At 70.1% G+C, this 20,037-nt stretch carries 14 protein-coding genes; 11 read left to right on the forward strand and 3 right to left on the reverse strand.

The window, feature by feature from the left end; translation table 11 throughout:
• The first annotated feature begins 157 nt into the window (after nucleotides 1–157).
• The 5 genes from ACFVYE_RS19935 (at nucleotide 158) to ACFVYE_RS19955 (ending at nucleotide 7,328) form a co-directional block, all read left to right on the forward strand.
• Nucleotides 158–2,404, forward strand: coding sequence for an MMPL family transporter (locus ACFVYE_RS19935; RefSeq protein WP_389606629.1), 2,247 nt, complete (start codon nucleotides 158–160; stop codon nucleotides 2,402–2,404).
• The gene (locus ACFVYE_RS19940; RefSeq protein ID WP_383969222.1) at nucleotides 2,404–2,958 is read left to right on the forward strand and encodes a GNAT family N-acetyltransferase; all 555 of its coding nucleotides are present in this window, start codon (nucleotides 2,404–2,406) and stop codon (nucleotides 2,956–2,958) included. Before ACFVYE_RS19935 ends, ACFVYE_RS19940 begins: the two co-directional genes overlap by 1 nt.
• Nucleotides 2,959–3,031: 73 nt before the next feature.
• Entirely contained in the window at nucleotides 3,032–3,703 is a 672-nt protein-coding gene (locus ACFVYE_RS19945; RefSeq protein WP_383969205.1) for a hypothetical protein, read from the forward strand.
• 211 nt (nucleotides 3,704–3,914) lie between these two features.
• Entirely contained in the window at nucleotides 3,915–4,100 is a 186-nt protein-coding gene (locus ACFVYE_RS19950; RefSeq protein WP_383969202.1) for a hypothetical protein, read from the forward strand.
• A 69-nt stretch (nucleotides 4,101–4,169) separates the two neighbouring features.
• Nucleotides 4,170–7,328 (forward strand): AAA family ATPase, encoded by a 3,159-nt coding sequence (locus ACFVYE_RS19955; RefSeq protein WP_389606631.1) that lies wholly within the window; start codon nucleotides 4,170–4,172, stop codon nucleotides 7,326–7,328.
• A gap of 21 nt (nucleotides 7,329–7,349) precedes the next feature.
• Here the strand turns inward: ACFVYE_RS19955 and ACFVYE_RS19960 are convergent, their stop codons facing one another.
• The 3 genes from ACFVYE_RS19960 to ACFVYE_RS19970 all read right to left on the reverse strand — a co-directional run bounded on the left by ACFVYE_RS19960 (nucleotide 7,350) and on the right by ACFVYE_RS19970 (nucleotide 9,987).
• Nucleotides 7,350–7,646, reverse strand: a complete 297-nt coding sequence (locus ACFVYE_RS19960; RefSeq protein ID WP_383969219.1) for a DUF6191 domain-containing protein — start codon at nucleotides 7,644–7,646, stop codon at nucleotides 7,350–7,352.
• Nucleotides 7,647–7,677: 31 nt separating this feature from the next.
• Nucleotides 7,678–8,838: a PQQ-dependent sugar dehydrogenase gene (locus ACFVYE_RS19965; RefSeq protein ID WP_389606698.1), complete on the reverse strand. Its 1,161-nt coding sequence runs from the start codon at nucleotides 8,836–8,838 to the stop codon at nucleotides 7,678–7,680.
• Nucleotides 8,839–9,030: 192 nt separating this feature from the next.
• Complete coding sequence (locus tag ACFVYE_RS19970) at nucleotides 9,031–9,987, reverse strand: aldo/keto reductase (RefSeq protein ID WP_383969213.1); 957 nt, start codon at nucleotides 9,985–9,987, stop codon at nucleotides 9,031–9,033.
• Nucleotides 9,988–10,156: 169 nt separating this feature from the next.
• On the opposite strand from ACFVYE_RS19970, the gene ACFVYE_RS19975 reads away from it, so the two are divergent.
• The 6 genes from ACFVYE_RS19975 (at nucleotide 10,157) to serA (ending at nucleotide 20,029) form a co-directional block, all read left to right on the forward strand.
• Entirely contained in the window at nucleotides 10,157–11,107 is a 951-nt protein-coding gene (locus tag ACFVYE_RS19975) for a 2-hydroxyacid dehydrogenase (protein WP_389606633.1), read from the forward strand.
• A gap of 491 nt (nucleotides 11,108–11,598) precedes the next feature.
• Nucleotides 11,599–14,436, forward strand: a complete 2,838-nt coding sequence (locus ACFVYE_RS19980) for a putative bifunctional diguanylate cyclase/phosphodiesterase (protein WP_389606635.1) — start codon at nucleotides 11,599–11,601, stop codon at nucleotides 14,434–14,436.
• 222 nt (nucleotides 14,437–14,658) lie between these two features.
• Nucleotides 14,659–16,509, forward strand: coding sequence for an acetolactate synthase large subunit (locus ACFVYE_RS19985; protein WP_389606637.1), 1,851 nt, complete (start codon nucleotides 14,659–14,661; stop codon nucleotides 16,507–16,509).
• Between the two features lie 22 nt (nucleotides 16,510–16,531).
• A complete protein-coding gene (gene ilvN / locus ACFVYE_RS19990; protein ID WP_018102507.1) occupies nucleotides 16,532–17,059 on the forward strand; it encodes an acetolactate synthase small subunit in 528 nt (175 codons plus the stop codon).
• Nucleotides 17,060–17,159: 100 nt separating this feature from the next.
• Entirely contained in the window at nucleotides 17,160–18,161 is a 1,002-nt protein-coding gene (ilvC, locus tag ACFVYE_RS19995; RefSeq protein ID WP_037690024.1) for a ketol-acid reductoisomerase, read from the forward strand.
• A gap of 275 nt (nucleotides 18,162–18,436) precedes the next feature.
• Nucleotides 18,437–20,029, forward strand: a complete 1,593-nt coding sequence (gene serA / locus ACFVYE_RS20000) for a phosphoglycerate dehydrogenase (protein ID WP_383969187.1) — start codon at nucleotides 18,437–18,439, stop codon at nucleotides 20,027–20,029.
• Nucleotides 20,030–20,037 lie beyond the last annotated feature (8 nt).

The raw sequence follows: 20,037 nt of genomic DNA on the forward strand, positions 1-20,037 counted from the left end.
GGCCACGGTAATTCCTGCGGCCATTGTGAGTAAGGCCACGAATGCGACAAAGGATCACCATCGGCTGCCAGAGTGGCGATCCTCAGGTCATGTGTTCTTTGCGGGTAATTCATGTTTTGTCCCGGCAAAGGACCACGAACCCTCAGGAGCACGTCCGTTGGCTGCCATTGCCCGCTGGTGTATCAGGCACCGCCTCGTCGCCGTCCTCATCTGGCTCTTCGCCCTCGGCGGCGCAGCCACCGCGGCGGGCTTCGCGGGTTCGGCCTACTCCAACGACTACGAGGTACCCGGTACGGAGTCCGGCCGGGCCGCCGAGCTCCTCAAGAGCGGTTTCACGGACCTCGGCGGTGACACGGACACCATCGTCTGGCACACCACCGACTCCACCGTGCGGGCCGCCGATGTCCGGCAGACGATGACCCAAACCCTGCACGCGGTCGAGGAACTGCCCGGTGTCGGCGCCGTCACCGGGCCGTACGGGGCGTCCGGCGCCGGGCAGATCAGCGAGGACGGACACACCGCCTACGCCACGATCACCTTCGACCAGCAGTCCGACGACATCCCGGTGCAGCAGGCCCGGGCGGTCGTCGACACAGCGAAGGCTGCCGCCGGAGACCACCTCCAGGTGGAACTGGGCGGCTCGGCCGTCGCCCTCACCGAGGCGCCCTCCGTCCACTTCAGCGAGGCCATCGGAGTCGTCGTCGCGGCGGTCGTCCTGTTCCTCGCCTTCGGCTCGCTCGCCGCCAGCATGCTGCCCATCGCCACTGCTCTCGTCTCCGTCGGCACGGCGTACGCGGGCATCGTGCTGCTGGGCCATGTGATGACCGTCGCCGACTTCGCCCCCATGCTGGGCATGCTGATAGGGCTCGGCGTCGGCATCGACTACGCGCTGTTCATCGTCACCCGGCACCGCAGAGGACTGCGCAGGGGCATGACCGTCGCCGAGGCGGCGCAGAACGCCGTCGCGACGACAGGGCGGGCCGTCGTCTTCGCCGGAGCCACTGTCTGTACAGCGCTGCTCGGCATGCTGATCCTGCGGCTCGGCTTCCTCAACGGTGTGGCGATCGCCGCCGCGCTCACCGTCGTCCTGACCGTGGCCGCCTCCGTGACACTGCTGCCCGCCCTGCTGTCCTTCATCGGCATGCGGGCGTTGAGCCGGCGCGAGCGCAGAAGGCTCGCCGAGCGCGGGCCGCAGCCCGAACTGCCCACCGGCTTCGCCGCCCGCTGGTCCGCGTTCGTCGAACACCACCCCAAGCTGCTCGGGGCGTTCGCCGCTGTGGTGATGCTGGTCCTCGCGCTGCCCACGTTCTCCCTGCATCTGGGCACCTCCGACCAGGGCAACAACGCCTCCTCGTCCACCACCCGGCAGGCCTACGACCTGCTGGCCGACGGATTCGGACCGGGCGTCAACGGCCCCCTGACGATCGCCGCACAGCTCGACGGCGCGGACGACCGGCTGGCGATGGACGGCCTGCCGGACGTCCTGCGAGCCACCGACGGCGTGGCCTCGGTCGGCCCGGTCACGTACAACAACAGCGGCAGTGCGGCCTTCATCACCGTCGTACCGAAGTCGTCACCGCAGTCGCAGGAGACCAGCGCGCTCGTCGGCCGACTGCGTACGGATGTCCTTCCGCAGGCGGAGGCGAACACCTCGCTCCGGGCCCAAGTGGGCGGGGTGACGGCCGGCTACGACGACTTCGCCCGGATCATCATCGGCAAGCTCCCGCTCTTCATCGGCGTCGTCATAGGGCTCGGCTGCCTGCTCCTGCTGCTGGCCTTCCGGTCGATCGGCATTCCGTTGAAGGCCGCCGCGATGAATGTGGCGGCCGTCGCCTCCTCGTTCGGAGTCGTCGTCGCGATCTTCCAGTGGGGGTGGGGGAGCGAGCTGCTGGGGCTGGGCAGTTCGGGGCCCATCGAACCGTTCCTGCCGGTCATCATGGTGTCCGTGCTCTTCGGGCTCTCCATGGACTACCAGGTGTTCCTGGTCGGGCGGATGTACGAGGAGTGGCTGGAGACCGGTGACAACCGGCGGGCGGTGCGGGTCGGCCTCGCCGAGACCAGCCGCGTGATCAACTCCGCGGCCGTGATCATGATTTCGGTCTTCCTCGCCTTCGTCCTCAGCGGGGACCGGGTCATCGCCATGTTCGGAATCGCGCTCGCCGCGGCGGTCGCCCTCGACGCCTTCGTTCTCCGTACGCTGCTGGTCCCCGCACTGATGCATCTGCTGGGCGGAGCGAACTGGTGGCTGCCGCGCTGGCTGGACCGGCGGCTGCCGCGGATCAGCATCGAGCCTCCCGAGTGCCGCGCGCCGCATGGGAAGATCCCGCAGGCAGCACAACCGGTGGACCCGGTGGAATCTGCGCAGGCAGTGCAAGTGGTGGAAGCGGTTCGAGAAGGAGCATGATGTTCGCGATATCCCTGGGCGACGACGGAGCGGAACTGCGTCCGCTGGAGATCTGGCAGGCGGCGGAGTTCCTCGCCCATATGGACCGGGCCCGCGAGATCGTCGACCCCTGGATCCCCTTCGCGTCGTTCGCCACCGACCTGGACTCGGCGCGCGCCCTGCTCCGGCGGTATGCGGAGAAGCAGGCGGCCGACACGGGGCGGCTCTACGGCATCTGGCTGGACGGCACACTCGTCGGCGGTGTCCTGTTCCGGATCTTCGACACGGAATCCGGGAACTGCGAGGTCGGCTGCTGGCTGGAGCCGGCGGGGGAGGGGCGTGGCCTGGTCACCCGGGCGGCACGGAAGCTGATCGACTGGGCGGTGTACGAGCGCGGCATGCACCGCGTGGAGTGGGACGCGTCCGCCGCGAACACCCGAAGCATCGCTGTGGCCAAGCGGCTGGGTATGACACGCGACGCGGTGCTGCGCGAGAACTACCTGTACCGCGGCGAGCGGCACGACTCGGAGATCTGGTCCGTACTGGCCCGGGAGTGGCGGGCGCAGAAGGCCTGAGGCCGGGGCAGGGGGGACCGGCCGGCGACGGACGTTAAGAGGGTTCTCATCCGGGCCGCCTAGCGTGCGGAACATGAACCCCGGAACTCCCAAGAACCCCACCATTCCCACCGGCCCCGCCGCTCCCGCTGTTCTCGACGCCGAGAAGACCGCGGCCGAGGAGAACACTGCCAAGGAGGCGGCGTACAGCCTCGACAAGGGGACGGCCGAAGCCGAGGGAGAGCGTGCGGTGGCCGACGACGCCGGGGCGGGCTCCGCCCCGGACCCCGATTCCGAGGACTCCGGCTTCACGGACCCCGACTTCGACGACTCCGACTTCGACGACTCCGGCAAGGGGTCGTCCGGCCTCGGCTCGGCCGCCGCGGCCGTGGCCGCCGCCGGTCTCGGTGTCGTAGCGCTGAGCGGGTCCTGGACCGGCAGGGTCGCCGCCGAGCGCGAGACCCTGATCGGGCAGATCAAGACCTCGAGCGGTGGTACCGCGGCCCAGCAGATCTCGGAGATCTACGGCGACGCCTGGCACTCCACCGCGCTGGTCAACGGCCTCTTCGCACTGCTCGCCCTGCTGGTCGGCATCTTCGCCCTGGTCCGCCCGGCCTTCGGCGCACCCTCCCCGCACCCGCAGCCCGGCTGGGTGCGTGCCGTCGCGACCGCCGGCATCGCGCTCGGTGTCCTCGGCCTGGTGATCTCCGCCGGCATGTACTTCGACCTCATCGTCGCTATGCCGACCGCGGGCACCACCCAGTGAGTACGTACCGCCCTACGGCCGTCTAAGGCATCCGCCCGGGCGGCCCCGACCTGTGTGCGGCAGTGTCCGCACCCGGCTAAGGCCCCCCACCCCGCGAAGATGCGGAACTCGCCCGATGCGGCGACACCCCCTGGGAGACGACAGTGGGGGCACGGCAGAAGCACTGCCGCCCCCCAGGTCCCAACGGGCCGTCGTCCTCCGGGAGAAGCACATGTACACGCTCGAACTCCAGAAGCTGAACGACATCGAACTGCGGCGCCGTGCCGAGCAGGAGCGGCTTGTCGGGGAGGCCCGTCGGGCCCGCCGCGCCGCCCGAAGGGCCGCCCGTGAATCCGTACGCAAGGAGGCGGAGGGGCCGGTGAGTACGGACCGGGACCGGTTCGTCCACGCCGCGTAGTAGTCGTGTGACGGCTGCGCGATGCCGGACGGCCCGATTCCGGGGCCCGCACCGTCGGACCCATGTGCGATGCTCGGCGACGTGGAGACCAGGTCCGTCAGTCCCGTGTTCGTCGGCCGCGCAGGTGAATTCGCCTCGCTCGTCGATGCGCTCACCCGCGCCGCCGCAGAGGACACCGGCCGGGCGGACCGCCCCGGCGGCGAGCCGCAGGCGCTGCTCATCGGCGGCGAGGCGGGCGTCGGCAAGACCCGGCTGGTCGAGGAGTTCCTCGCGGCGGCGGTGCGCCGCGAGGCCGTCGTCGCCGTCGGCGGCTGCGTCGAGGTCGGTGCCGACGGCCTGCCCTACGCCCCGTTCTCCACCGCCCTGCGCGCCCTGCGCCGCACCCTGCCCGACGAGATGGCTGCCGCCTGCGCCGGGCAGGAGGGTGAACTGGCCCGGCTGCTCCCCGAACTCGGCGAGGACGGCCGGGACGCGACCGACGAGCACAGCACCGCCCGCCTCTTCGAACTCACCGCCAGACTCCTGGAGCGCATCTCGGCGCAGCGCGCGGTCGTCCTCGTCCTGGAGGACCTGCACTGGGCCGATGCCTCCACCCGGCATCTCCTCGCCTATCTCTTCCGCACCGTGCGCAGCGGCCGCCTCGTCGTGATCGGCACCTACCGCTCCGACGACATCCACCGCCGCCACCCCCTGCGCCCCCTCCTCGCCGAACTGGACCGGCTCCGTGCCGTCCGCCGGATCGAACTCGCTCGCTTCAACCGCGCCGAGGTCCGCCGCCAGCTCACCGGCATCCTCGCCGCCACCCCTGAGGCCGCCCTGGTGGACGAGATCTTCGAACGCTCCGACGGCAACGCCTTCTTCGTCGAGGAACTCGCCTGCAGCCTGGAGAGCGGCGACCACTCCCGACTCTCCGACTCGCTGCGCGATCTGCTGCTGGTCCGCGTCGAAGCGCTCCCGGACGGCGCCCAGAAGATCGCCCGGATCATCGCCGAGGGCGGCTCCACCGTCGAGTACGAACTGCTGGCCGCAGTCGCCCGGCTCACCGAGGACGAACTCATCGAGGCGCTGCGGGAGGCCGTCGGAGCCAACCTGCTGCTCACCACCCCGGAGGGCAACGGCTACCGCTTCCGGCACTCCCTGGTCCGCGAGGCCATCAGCGACGATCTGCTGCCCGGCGAGCGCTTCCGGCTCAACCGGCGCTATGCGGAAGCCCTGGAGATCGACCCCACCCTCGTCCGCGCCGGTGAGCGGGCCACCCGGCTCGCCAGCTACTGGTACGGCGCACACGATGCCGCCAAGGCCCTGCCCGCCGTACTGAAGGCCTCGGTCGAGGCCCGCCGCCGCTACGCGTTCTCCGAGCAACTCCGTCTGCTGGAACGGGCGATGGAGCTGTGGGACGACGCCCCCGGTGACGTGCGCCGCACCCTGCGCCCCATCGACTACGCGGAGAGCTACCCGGCCTGCGGCTGCGACCCCGACACCACCCCGCTGCGCTATCTCGATCTGATGGCCGAGGCCACCGTCGCTGCCCGGTTCGGCGGCGAACGCGAACGGGCCCTGGCCATCGCCAAGAAGGCCATGCGCGTCCTGGACGGCGAGGACGACCCGCTGCGCGCCGCCTGGTTCTGGGTCCAGCGCTCCCGGCTGATGCAGGACCTCACCCGTGGCGACGGATGGCAGGAACTGGCCACCGCCCAGGAGCTCGTACGCGGCCTGCCCCCGTCCGTCGTGCATGCCGATGTCCTGATGAGCGTGGCGGGATGGGGCGCCCTGCACCGCCCGGGCGCCGAGACGCTGCAAGCCGTCGACCGGGCCGTGGAGTATGCCAGGCTCGTCGGTGACGAGTACATCGAACTGCACGCCAGGCTCACCCGTGGCTGGCTCACCGCCGACGCGGGCAGTGTCGACGAGGGCATCGCCGAGATGTACGCAGTCCGCGACCGCGCCGATGAACTGCACCTGGTCGGCATCATGAGCCGGGCCGGCATCAACCTCCCCTCCACCCTCGAATCCATGGGCCGCTCCCTGGAGGCCGTCGCCGCCGCGGACCACGGCATCGAGATCGGCCGCGGCCACGGCATCGCGGACATGGAGGCATGGGTCCGCTGCAACCAGGCGACCTCGCTCTTCTCTCTCGGCCACTGGGACGAGAGCCGTGCGACCACCGACGCGGCGGCCCGCGCCGCCCAGTCCAGCAAGGCGCAAGGGCTCGTCGCCTCACGCCGTACCGAACTGGCCCTCGCCCAGGGCGACCTGGCCGAGGCCGAGATTCAACTCGCCCTGACCCGACGCTCTTTCGGCTCCCATGACCCGCAGCCCCAGCACCTCATCACCCCCGTACGCCACACCATGACCCTCGCCGTGCAGCAGGGGCGGCTTCCCGAGGCCCGGGCCGCGTTCGAGGCGCAGTCGGAGCAGGGCTTCCCGCCCGGCACCCAGCGGTACGCCCTGCCGCTGCTCCATGTCGCCGCCGCCGCCGAGGCCGACGCCCGGGGTCTGCCCGCCGCCGACCCGGGCCGGCCTGCGATCCTCGCCGCCATCCGGACCCACCTGAAGCGGCTGCCGATGCTCATTCCCATCTGGGCCGCCTACGGTCTCCTGGTCGATGCCGAGCTGGCCCGGGCGGAGGGTCTCGACACCCCCGACCACTGGTCCCGCGCCGCCACCGCCTTCGCCCCCCTCCAGCGCCCGTACGAGCTGGCACAGATCCGTCACCGCTGGGCCGAGGCCCTCCTCATCGCCTCCGGCGACCGGTCCGCGGCCGCCACCCTGCTGCGCGAGGCCCACCGCACCGCCGGGCGACTCGGCGCGCGCCCGTTGACCGAGACCATCGAACTGCTGGCCGGACGCGCCCGCATCACCCTCACCACCTCCGACCGGACCGCGGCCCACGGCGCCGCCCAGGAGATACCGCTCGCCGTCACCGTCCCCGCCCAGGACGGCACCACCGACGAGGCGGCGGGCCGGGAGCAGACCGAGGACCACCTGCGCGAGGCGGCAGCGGCGGCGGTGGAGTCCTTCGGGCTGACGCGACGCGAACAGGATGTGCACCGTCTCGTCGCGGCCGGTCACACCAACCGCAGGATCGCCGAGGAGCTCTACATCTCACCCAAGACCGCGAGCGTGCACGTCTCGAACATTCTCGCCAAGCTGGGCGTCTCCAGCCGCGGCGAGGCGGCCGCCCTGGCCCACCGGCTCCGCCTGTACCCGGCCCGGAACGCCTCCTGATCCCGGGGGCGTCCGACCCGGCTACGGCCGCGCGTCCGGACCGTCCTGCGGAGCGTCCGGGGTATCCGGCCCGGACGCCTCATCGGGACCGTCCGCTGCCTGGTCCGGGTCCGGTATCGCGTCTGTCGCGCCACGGTCCGCCCCAGGACCGCCGTCGGTACCGGACGCCCTGACGATCACCTTTCCGGAGGCCAGGTCTATCGGCCCGCGCCCCGGGTCGCCGACACCGAGATCCACCCGGGTCAGCTCCAGCCGCTTCTGCTCCTCGGCGGCATGCTTTCGGCCCGGCGCGAAGAGTTCCTCGAAGAAGTTGAACACCGGTCGCACGCCCTTTCACCTGCAGTAGCCGCTACCGCACCTCCAGCACCAGGATCCTGTCGTCTCCCGGCTTCGGGGTGCCACGGGTGTCCGTGTTGCTCGTGACCAGCCAGAGCTTGTCGCCGCCCGCGGCGAGTACCGTGCGCAGACGCCCGTACTTCCCCTTCAGGAACGATTGCGGGGCCGCCAGAGATTCCTTGCCGGACAGCGGAATCCTCCAGAGCCGCTCACCGCGCAGGCCCGCCATCCAGATCGAACCCTCGGCGAAGGCGATCCCGCTCGGGGACGCCTCGGACGTCTTCCACTGTGCCACGGGGTCGATGAATCCCGGCTTCCCCGCCCTGCCCTCGACCTCCGGCCAGCCATAATTCCCACCCGGCTCGATCCGGTTCAGCTCGTCCCAGGTGTCCTGCCCGAATTCGGACGCCCACAGCTGCTTCTGCCCGTCCCAGGCCAGCCCCTGCACATTGCGGTGCCCGTACGAATACACCACGGAGTCGGCCTCCGGATTGCCGTGCAGCGGCTGGCCGTCCGGGGTCATCCGCAGGATCTTTCCGGCCAGCGACTTCTTGTCCTGCGCGAGCCCGTTGTCCCCCGTCTCCCCGGTTCCCGCGTACAGCATGTGATCCGGGCCGAAGGCGATCCGCCCGCCGTTGTGGATCGATCCCTTCGGGATGCCCCGCAGAATCGTGTCCGGTGCACCCAGCAGCCGGCCGGGCGTCGTGCCGTTCTCGTCGTACTGCATGCGCGCGATGCGGTTGTCGGACTCGGTCGTGAAGTACGCGTACACCAGATGGTCCGAACCGTACGTGGGGGAGACCGCGATCCCCAGCAGCCCTCCCTCCCCGCCGGGCGACACCCCGGGCACGGCGCCCAGCAGGGTCTTCTTGCCGCTCTTCCCGTCGACCCGGGTGATCGTTCCCTTGTCGCGCGAGGAGACCAGCAGATCGCCGCCGGGCAGCTCCGCCAGCCCCCACGGCGAGTCGAGGCCCTCGGTGAGCGTGGAGACCACCTCCACCGAGCCCTTCGCCGGTGGCAGGGCCACCGACGCGGACGGGGAGGCCGACGGGCCCGTGGCGGCGGAGGTGCGGGACGGCGAGGGCATGTGTCCGACGCCCGCAGCACCGCCGGAACCGTCCCCCGAGGAACACCCCGCGGTCAGCAGCAGCGTGCCCGCGGCCAGCGCGGCCACCGTTGCGTGGCGCACGCCTCTACGCCGCCCCCGACGACCCGCAGGGCCTTGTACAGATCCGAACAGAACACCGCGCACAGCACCGATCCCTTCGACGGCCACCCGACTACTGTTCTTACACCGCAGCCCCGCCCCGGGTTCCCGATGCCCGCCAATTTTCTCCATCGGTGATCACGAACGCGGGGCGGGAGGTCAGTCCCACGACCCCCGCGCCGCGGGCAACCGGGCGATCTCCACCAGATCCTGCGCGGTCAGCGTCAGTCCGGCCGCCCCCGCGTTCTCCACCGCCCACCGCTCCCGCTTGGTCCCCGGCACCGGCACCACATGCGGCCCCTGCCGCAGCACCCAGGCCAACGCCACCTGCGCCGCAGTCGCCCCGTGCCGCTCCGCGATCCGCCGCAGCCCGACCACCACCGGCTGGTTCGCCGCCATCATCTCGGCAGTGAACCGCGGATGCCTGGCCCGCAGATCCTCGGGCTCGAAGCCCTGTCCCGGGGTCAGCGTGCCCGTCAGATAGCCGTTCCCCAGGGGCATCGCCGCAAGCAGCCCCACACCCCGAGCCGAGCACCACGGAAGCAACGACTCCAGCGCCTGCGGCGACCAGACCGAGAGCTCCGCCTGTACCGCGCTCACCGGGAAGACCTGCTGCACCCGCTCCAGCTGGCGGATCGTTTCGTCATACATCCGGGCACCCGGCCGGCGAGAAGCCCGCGCTCCGACAGCACAGAGTCCGAGCGCCCGCACCTTTCCGGCGGTCACCAGCTCCGCCATCGCGCCCCAGGTCTCCTCGACCGGCACCTCGGGATCGGCCCGGTGCAGCTGGTACAGATCGATCACATCGGTCTGCAGCCGCCGCAGCGAGGCGTCACAGGCCCGCCGCACATAGCCGGGGCGGCCATTGGCAACGATGTGCTGATCGCCCACCAGGAGCCCGCACTTGGTGGAGACGAAGGCATCGGGCCTGCGGCCCTTCAGCGCCCGGCCCACCAGCAGCTCATTGGTGAAGGGGCCGTACATGTCGGCCGTGTCCAGCAGTTGGACGCCCGCGTCGAGCGCGGCGTGCACCGCACGCAACGCACGGTCACCGCGCTGCTGCGACGCGCTGTACGCCCAGCTCATCGGCATACAGCCAAGACCGACCGCACCCACGGCGAGCGCCGCCGCACCGAGACTCCTGCGCTCCAACTCCCCGAACCCTCCCTAAGGTCCCGTGACCACAGGACCTCGGCCCCGCCGTCACGGGACCACACCGCACCCCAAAGTAACCTCTGCCGGCCGCCGCCTCTCGCGCAGCCTCCCGGCGATTAGCCTCCTGACCATGACTTCGAAGAAGACTTCCGACGTATGGATGCCGTTTCCCGCCGACGAGATCGAAGGACTCCCCGAAAGTCTCAACTACCACTTCTGGGACGGCGAGCAGGACTACCCGGCAGACCCGGCCGACTGCGCCTTCTATGTCGTGCCGTACATGAAGGGTTCACAGATCGCGGTCCGTCCGCTCGCCGGCATGGCACAGGTACAGGTCGTGCAGACGCTCTCCGCGGGCATCGACCATGTCGAGCCGGGACTCGGTCTGCTGCCGGCCGGGGTGCGGCTGTGCAATGCCAAGGGGGTCCATGAGGCGTCGACCGCGGAGCTCGCCCTCGCCCTGATACTCGCCTCCCTGCGCGGCTTCCCCGGGTTCGTCCACGGTCAGGACAAGGAGGAGTGGCGGGCCGGCTTCTACCCCGCGCTCGCCGACAAGTCCGTACTGATCGTGGGGTACGGATCGATCGGGGCCGCCATCGAGGACCGGCTCGCGCCCTTCGAGTGCGCGCGGGTGGCGCGCGTCGCGCGCTCTGCACGGACAACAGCACGCGGCCCCGTACACACACTCGACGACCTGCCCGCACTCCTGCCCGAGGCCGACGTCGTCGTGCTGTCCACCCCGCTGAACCCGTCCACACAAGGGCTGGTGGGCGCGGAGTTCCTCGCCGCGATGCCGGACGGAGCGCTGCTCGTGAACGTCGCACGGGGCGGCGTCGTCGACACCAAGTCGCTGCTGCTCGAACTCGAGTCCGGCCGGCTGCGCGCCGCCCTCGATGTCACCGACCCGGAACCGCTGCCGTCCGGCCATCCCCTCTGGCATGCTCCGAACGTCCTGATCACTCCTCATGTGGGCGGCAGCACCTCGGCGTTCCGGCCGCGCGCCAAGCGTCTGGTGGCCGGACAGCTGAGCCGTTTCGCCGCAGGGGAGCCGGTGCAGAACGTCGTACGCACCACCGGTTGATCACGCTGCGGGTCCGTACGACTGCACACCGTTCCGACAAGTCCTCTGATCGTCACGGAGAGTAGATGGACTATGTCCCTGAGTGACTGGTCTGGTGTATCGTCCCGAAAGGGGCGCTGAGCCGAGGAAGGGACTGCGCCGGGGAGGACGCGACACGCGAGGGGGCGACGGGCGATGTACGGCCGATGGGCGAACGATCCGGCACCGCAGGGCAGTCGACGATATTCGGGGCCTGTTCCGGGTGTCCCGTCGTCCGCCCGCAGGGCGGGCGACGCGGCGTCCGGTGCGTGCGATCGCCGGGCGGAGGGGCGTCCCCGTACCGGACGCTCTTGGACGAGCCCGACAACGCGGCAAGGAGGTCCCCCCTGCCCGAGCGAAGCCGAGAGCTCGGGGGAGTGGGTGCCGGGCGTCGCGGCGCAGACGGGAAACCCGGAACAGGCCCCGGCCGGGCGCCGGGTGCGTGCACACCCGGCGGCGTCGGGTGCGCCCCGGTGAGCGCGCCGGCCGGCGCCCTCGGGGCGCTTCTCTCCCGGCGGTCCACCGGCGGCAGCGCATCCGCACTGGCCCTGCAGATCATGGTCGGCCTCGTCTGCGGCGGTTACGCGGTGGGGGCGGCCCTCGGCTGGGGTTCTTCGGAACTGGCGCTCATCATGGGGGATTTCGGCCTCAGCGCCGCCGCGCTGGTCGCGGCCGTCTCCTGCTTCCGCTACGCGCGGACCGGCGGCGACCGGTTCCGGCCCGCCTGGCTGCTGTTCGCGCTCTCCTCGCTCATGGCCGCAGGGGGCAATGCGGTCTGGGGCTGGTACGAGGTCGTGCTCGGGCGCTCGGTGCCCAGCCCCTCCCTCGCCGATGTCTTCTACCTCTGCTTCGCACCACCCGCCATCGTCGGGCTGCTCGTCCTCGCCAAACGCCCCGTCACCCGGGCCGGATGGTTCTGTCTCGCGCTGGACTCCTGGCTGATCGGCGGATCGCTCCTCACGCTCTCCTGGAGCCTCGCCCTCGCCCACACCGCGCATCTCGTGGATGCCGAGGGCGCGAGCGTGGCCCGCGCGGCGCTCGCGCTGGCCTATCCGCTGCTCGACATCGTGCTTGTCTCCATGGTGCTGGCCCTGCATTTCCGGCGGTCCAACGTCAACCGCTCCGCGGTGAACACAGCCGTTGCCGCACTCGCCCTGACGGTCCTTTCCGACGCCCTGTTCACCTCCCCGCTGCTGCGCCAGACCTACCACTCCGGCCAGTTGCTGGACGCGGGCTGGTTCGCCGGTTCCCTGCTCCTCGCGTACGCGCCCTGGGGTGCGAACAACGCAGCGGACAACGCCTTCCCGCCACGGGGTGCGCCGCGCTCCACCAGTCGGCCCGTCGCGGGATCGCTGGCCGCGCTGACGCCGTATCTCGCCGCCGCCGTCTGCACTCTCGGCATTCTCTACAACGTCACCGAGGGGCGCCGGGTGGACCGCGTCGTGGTCTTCACCGGCTGCACGGTGGTGCTCGCCCTGGTCGTCCGGCAGGGCATCATGCTCGTCGACAACATCGCCCTCACCCAGGAGCTGGCACAGAAGGAGAACCACTTCCGCTCCCTGGTGCAGGGCTCCAGCGATGTCATCATGATCGCCGCCCCCACCGGCGTCCTGCGCTACGTCAGCCCCGCCGCCGCGGGGGTGTACGGGCGCGATGCCGACGACCTGGTCGGCGCCGAGCTCGCCTCGATCATCCACCCCGAGGACCTGGGGCGGGTGGTCCACGAAGTGCGCCGGTTCCTCGCCGCCTCTCCGGGGGAGGAGCCCACCACCCGGATCGAGTGCCGTTTCAGATCCGGTACGGGCGACTGGCTCAATGTCGAATCCACGGTCAACCGCCACCAGGGCGGGCTGATCCTCAACAGCCGCGATGTGACCGAACGGGTGCGGCTGCAGGCCCAGTTGCAGCACAACGCCGAGCACGACCCGCTCACCGACCTGCCCAACCGCGCCCTGTTCACCGAGCGGGTGCGCCAGGCCCTCGGCGGCCGCCGCTCCGGCGACCCCGGCACCGCCGTGCTCTTCATCGACCTCGACGGCTTCAAGGCGGTCAATGACCGACTCGGCCACCAGGCGGGCGACGAGCTCCTCATCCAGGCCGCCCGCCGCCTCCATGAATCCGTACGGGCCGGCGACACCGCGGCCCGCCTCGGCGGTGACGAATTCGCGGCCATCATCCTCGGCGACGGCATCCGCGACCAGTCCGCCCGGGAATGCCAGGTCCACGAGATCGCCGACCGGCTGCGCCTCACCCTCTCCCAGCCGTACCGCATCGGCACCGGCGAGGTCCGGGTCGCAGCGTCCATCGGGGTCGCCTTCGCCGAGCCCGGCATCTCTCCGAGCGACCTCATGCGCAACGCCGACCTCGCCATGTACCGCGCCAAGGCGGGCGGCAAGAACCGCGTCGAGCTGTACGCCCCGCAGATGCAGGCCGAAGTCGTACGCCGCTCCGAGCTGGCTGCCCGGCTGCGCACCGCTCTGCGCGACGGCGAGTTCGCCCTGCTCCATCAGCCCGTGGTGCATCTCGCCAGCGGCACCGTCGCCGCCGTCGCCGCCCAGGCACGCTGGCGCTCCGCCCAGGGCATCCTGTTCACCCCGGCCGAATTCCTTCGCGTCGCCGAGGACAGCGACCGCACCGCCGAACTCGGCCGCTGGTTCCTCGAAGAGGCTGTCGAGCAGGCTGCCGACCGGGCCAGGGCCGGCCATCCGGTCTCTGTCGCAGTGCGGCTCTCCGCCCGCAGGCTCCTCGACAAGGGGATGCCGTTCGGCTCCGTCGAGGCGCTGCTCACCCGGCACAGCCTGCCCTCCGGCGCCCTGATGATCGAGGTCGCCGACAGCGACCCCCGGATCTCCTTCGACGAACTCGAACAGCGTCTCGTCGCGCTGCGCCGGCTCGGTGTCCGTATCGCGCTCGACGGCTTCGGCAGCGGATACGCCGCGATCAATGCCCTGCGCAGGCTCCCCATCGACGTACTGAAACTGGACCGCGGTCTCGTCGAGGGTGTCGTGGAATCCGCCCGGCTGCACAAGATCACCAGCGGCCTCCTGCGCATCGCCTGCGACCTCGGCATGCAATCCGTGGCCGATGGTGTCGACGTACCGGAGCAGGTCCTCGCGCTGCGCGCCATGGGCTGTACGCACGGCCAGGGAATGGCCTTCTCCGGGCCGCTCGACGAGTACCGGCTGCGCCGCGCCCTGGCCCGCGGCGAGTTCCCGGTGCCCGGCAGTGCCACTGCCCAGCCCGTCCTGGCCGGCGGCTCGATCCCACTCCTCAGCGGCTCACATGTTGAGACGCCCGTCCCACCCACTTGACACGTTGTATGCGTCGGAGAGAGGGTCAATGCCATGCGCACCCGAATTCTCGTACTTGGAAAGCGCGTCGGCTGAAGCAGAGTCCCTCACTGACACTCTGCGGACCACCCCGGCGCGCTCCCCTCGCTTGCCTCACGGCACGAGGGGTTTTTTGTTGCACTAACACCAGGCAAAACCTCGTAAAACACCCGCAAAAACCCTCAGCTTCGAGAAGAGAATGCGATGACCGAGCAGGCCACCGGGGCCCACCATCCCCAGCCGCGGGCCCGTAACGGCGGATCGCCCGCCGCCACCGTTGAGCACGTCACGGGCGCGCAGTCCCTCATCCGGTCTCTTGAGGAGGTGGGGGCCGACACGGTATTCGGCATTCCCGGCGGCGCCATCCTTCCGGCGTACGACCCGATGATGGACTCCACCCGGGTCCGTCATGTGCTGGTCCGTCACGAGCAGGGCGCCGGACACGCCGCCACCGGCTACGCACAGGCCACCGGCAAGGTCGGCGTCTGCATGGCCACATCCGGCCCCGGCGCCACCAACCTGGTCACGCCGATCGCCGACGCCCACATGGACTCCGTCCCGCTGGTCGCGATCACCGGCCAGGTCGCCTCCAAGGCCATCGGCACGGATGCCTTCCAGGAAGCCGACATCTGCGGCATCACCATGCCGGTCACCAAGCACAACTTCCTGGTCACCAAGGCCGAGGACATCCCGCACACCATCGCCGAGGCCTTCCACATCGCCTCCACCGGCCGTCCGGGCCCCGTCCTCGTCGACATCGCCAAGGACGCGCTGCAGGCGCAGACCACGTTCAGCTGGCCGCCCACCCAGGACCTGCCCGGCTATCGCCCGGTCACCAAGCCGCACGCCAAGCAGATCCGCGAAGCCGCCAAGCTGATCACTCAGGCCAAGCGCCCGGTGCTGTACGTCGGCGGCGGTGTCATCAAGGCGGGGGCCACCGCCGAACTGAAGGTCCTCGCAGAGCTCACCGGAGCGCCCGTCACCACCACACTGATGGCGCTCGGCGCATTCCCCGACAGCCACCCGCTGCACGTCGGAATGCCGGGCATGCACGGTGCGGTCACCGCCGTCACCGCGCTGCAGAAGGCCGACCTGATCGTCGCCCTCGGAGCCCGATTCGACGACCGCGTCACCGGCAAGCTGGACAGCTTCGCCCCGTACGCCAAGATCGTCCACGCCGACATCGACCCGGCCGAGATCGGCAAGAACCGCGCCGCGGACGTCCCGATCGTGGGCGATGCCCGCGAGGTCCTGGCCGACCTGGTCCAGGCCGTCCAGGCCGAGCACACCGAGGGTCACGTCGGTGACTACGACGCCTGGTGGAAGGACCTCAACCGCTGGCGCGACACCTACCCGCTCGGCTACGACCTGCCCGAGGACGGCAGCCTCTCGCCGCAGCAGGTCATCCAGCGCATCGGTCAGCTCGCCCCCGAGGGCACGATCTTCGCGGCGGGCGTCGGCCAGCACCAGATGTGGGCCTCGCACTTCATCCAGTACGAGCAGCCCGCCACCTGGCTGAACTCCGGCGGCGCCGGAACGATGGGCTACGCCGTCCCGGCCGCGATGGGCGCCAAGGCCGGCATGCCGGACCGCACGGTCTGGGCGATCGACGGCGACGGCTGCTTCCAGATGACCAACCAGGAACTCACCACCTGCGCGCTCAACAACATCCCGATCAAGGTCGCCATCATCAACAACGGGGCGCTCGGGATGGTCCGCCAGTGGCAGACCCTGTTCTACAACCAGCGGTACTCCAACACCGTGCTGCACTCCGGCGCCGACACCGAGGGCATCCCGGCGAAGGGCACCCGCGTCCCGGACTTCGTCAAGCTGTCCGAGGCCATGGGCTGCCACGCGATCCGCTGCGAGGACCCGGCCGACCTGGACAAGGTCATCGAAGAGGCCAATTCCATCAACGACCGCCCCGTCGTGATCGACTTCATCGTCCACGAGGACGCCATGGTGTGGCCGATGGTCGCCGCCGGCACCTCCAACGACGAGGTCATGGCCGCCCGCGGGGTCCGTCCCGACTTCGGCGACAACGAAGACGACTGAGAGACAGAGAGAGACCGACTCCATGTCCACCAAGCACACGCTCTCCGTCCTGGTCGAGAACAAGCCCGGTGTCCTCGCCCGGATCACCGCACTGTTCTCCCGCCGCGGCTTCAACATCGACTCGCTCGCGGTCGGTACCACCGAACACCCCGACATCTCGCGCATCACCATCGTCGTCAATGTCGAGGACCTGCCTCTTGAGCAGGTGACCAAACAGCTCAACAAGCTGGTGAACGTCCTGAAGATCGTCGAACTCGAGCCGTCCGCTGCGATCCAGCGTGAGCTCGTCCTGGTGAAGGTCCGCGCCGACAACGAGACCCGCTCCCAGATCGTCGAGATCGTCCAGCTGTTCCGCGCCAAGACCGTGGACGTCTCCCCGGAGGCCGTCACGATCGAGGCGACCGGCGGTGCCGACAAGCTGGAGGCCATGCTCAAGATGCTGGAGCAGTACGGCATCAAGGAGCTGGTCCAGTCCGGCACCATCGCCATAGGGCGCGGCGCGCGCTCGATCACCGACCGTTCGCTGCGCGCCCTCGACCGTTCGGCCTAGGCACCGCCACTTCGCCGCTCGTATGGCGAGACCCGAAAACGTATCTGACGCACCCCGCCGTACGGTGGGACGCAACACCTGCACACCAAGGAGAGACCCAGTGGCCGAGCTGTTCTACGACGACGATGCCGACCTGTCCATCATCCAGGGCCGCAAGGTCGCGGTCATCGGCTACGGCAGCCAGGGCCACGCCCACGCGCTGTCGCTGCGCGACTCGGGTGTCGACGTCCGTGTCGGTCTGCACGAGGGCTCCAAGTCCAAGGCCAAGGCCGAGGAGCAGGGCCTGCGCGTGGTGACCCCGTCCGAGGCCGCCGCCGAGGCCGACGTCATCATGATCCTCGTCCCGGACCCGATCCAGGCCCAGGTCTACGAGGAGTCCATCAAGGACAACCTCAAGGACGGCGACGCGCTGTTCTTCGGCCACGGCCTGAACATCCGCTTCGACTTCATCAAGCCGCCGGCCAATGTCGACGTCTGCATGGTCGCCCCGAAGGGCCCGGGCCACCTGGTCCGCCGTCAGTACGAGGAGGGCCGCGGCGTTCCGTGCATCGTGGCCGTCGAGCAGGACGCCTCGGGCAACGGCCTGGCGCTCGCCCTGTCGTACGCGAAGGGCATCGGCGGCACCCGCGCCGGCGTCATCAAGACGACCTTCACCGAGGAGACCGAGACCGACCTCTTCGGTGAGCAGGCCGTCCTCTGCGGTGGCACCGCCGCCCTGGTCAAGGCCGGTTTCGAGACCCTGACCGAGGCCGGTTACCAGCCGGAGATCGCGTACTTCGAGTGCCTGCACGAGCTGAAGCTCATCGTGGACCTCATGTACGAGGGCGGCCTGGAGAAGATGCGCTGGTCCATCTCGGAGACCGCCGAGTGGGGCGACTACGTCACCGGCCCGCGGATCATCACGGACGCCACCAAGGCCGAGATGAAGAAGGTCCTCGCGGAGATCCAGGACGGCACCTTCGCCAAGAACTGGATGGCCGAGTACCACAACGGCCTGCCCAAGTACAACGAGTACAAGAAGGCGGACAGCGACCACCTCCTGGAGACCACGGGCCGTGAGCTGCGCAAGCTCATGAGCTGGGTCAACGACGAGGACGCGTAACCCATTCGCCCCGGGGGCGGGTCTTCTGACCCGCCCCCGCGGTGTTCCCCCCTGCTTCACCGCTGGAAGAGGCGGCGTCGTACGTGTGTACAAGTCGTCCACCCCCGTGTGGGTGATCCTTCCATCGGGGCGCAGTGCGCGTGCCGGCGCATGACTACACTTCTCCACACATACACGCGTCAGGCCCACAGTGTCGTGCGTCTTCCACGCGGCAAGCCCCTCCACCGCCTGCGGCCGTCGGGACGGCCGTCCGCACTGGACTTGTGAGGACTCACGTGAGCTCGAAACCTGTCGTACTCATCGCTGAAGAGCTGTCGCCTGCCACGGTTGACGCCCTGGGTCCGGATTTCGAAATCCGGCACTGCAACGGCGCGGACCGCGCCGAGCTCCTCCCCGCGATCGCCGATGTCGACGCCATCCTGGTGCGCTCCGCCACCAAGGTCGACGCCGAGGCCGTCGCCGCCGCGAAGAAGCTGAAGGTCGTCGCCCGCGCGGGCGTCGGTCTGGACAACGTCGACGTCTCCGCCGCCACCAAGGCCGGCGTGATGGTCGTCAACGCACCGACCTCCAACATCGTGACCGCCGCCGAGCTGGCCTGCGGTCTGCTGGTCGCCACTGCGCGCAACATCCCGCAGGCCAACACCGCCCTCAAGAACGGCGAGTGGAAGCGCTCCAAGTACACCGGCGTCGAGCTGAGCGAGAAGACCCTCGGCGTCGTCGGCCTCGGCCGCATCGGTGTCCTGGTCGCTCAGCGCATGTCGGCCTTCGGTATGAAGATCGTCGCGTACGACCCCTATGTGCAGCCCGCGCGTGCCGCCCAGATGGGCGTCAAGCTCCTTGCGCTGGACGAGCTGCTCGAGGTCGCCGACTTCATCACCGTGCACCTGCCCAAGACCCCCGAGACGCTGGGCCTGATCGGCGACGAGGCGCTGCACAAGGTGAAGCCCTCGGTGCGCATCGTCAACGCCGCGCGCGGTGGCATCGTCGACGAGGAGGCGCTCGCCTCCGCACTCAAGGAGGGCCGGGTCGCCGGCGCCGGTCTCGACGTGTACACGAAGGAGCCCTGCACGGACTCCCCGCTGTTCGGGTTCGACCAGGTCGTCTGCACCCCGCACCTCGGCGCCTCCACCGACGAGGCCCAGGAGAAGGCCGGCATCGCGGTCGCCAAGTCCGTGCGCCTGGCCCTCGCCGGTGAGCTCGTGCCGGACGCGGTCAATGTCCAGGGCGGTGTGATCGCCGAGGACGTACGCCCGGGCCTGCCGCTCGCCGAGAAGCTCGGCCGGATCTTCACGGCGCTCGCGGGCGAGGTCGCGGTCCGCCTCGACGTCGAGGTGTACGGCGAGATCACCCAGCACGACGTCAAGGTGCTCGAACTCTCCGCGCTCAAGGGCGTCTTCGAGGACGTGGTCGACGAGACCGTGTCGTATGTGAATGCCCCGCTCTTCGCGCAGGAGCGCGGTGTCGAGGTCCGCCTCACCACCAGCTCCGAGTCGCCGGACCACCGCAATGTGGTCACCGTCCGCGGCACGCTCTCGGGCGGCGAGGAGGTCGCGGTCTCCGGCACGCTGGCCGGCCCCAAGCACCTCCAGAAGATCGTGGCCGTCGGCGATTACGACGTGGACCTGGCGCTGGCCGACCACATGGTGGTGCTGCGTTACGAGGACCGTCCCGGTGTCGTCGGCACGGTCGGCCGGATCCTTGGCGAGGCCGGTCTGAACATCGCGGGCATGCAGGTCTCGCGGACGGACGCGGGCGGCGAGGCGCTGGTCGTGCTCACCGTCGACGACGACGTCCCGGCGTCGGTGCTCACCGAGATCTCCACGGAGATCGGTGCCGCATCGGCCCGTACGGTGAACCTGACCGACTGACGGCCTCA

The organism is Streptomyces sp. NPDC058239, from assembly GCF_042882185.1.
Classification (GTDB): Bacteria; Actinomycetota; Actinomycetes; order Streptomycetales; family Streptomycetaceae; genus Streptomyces.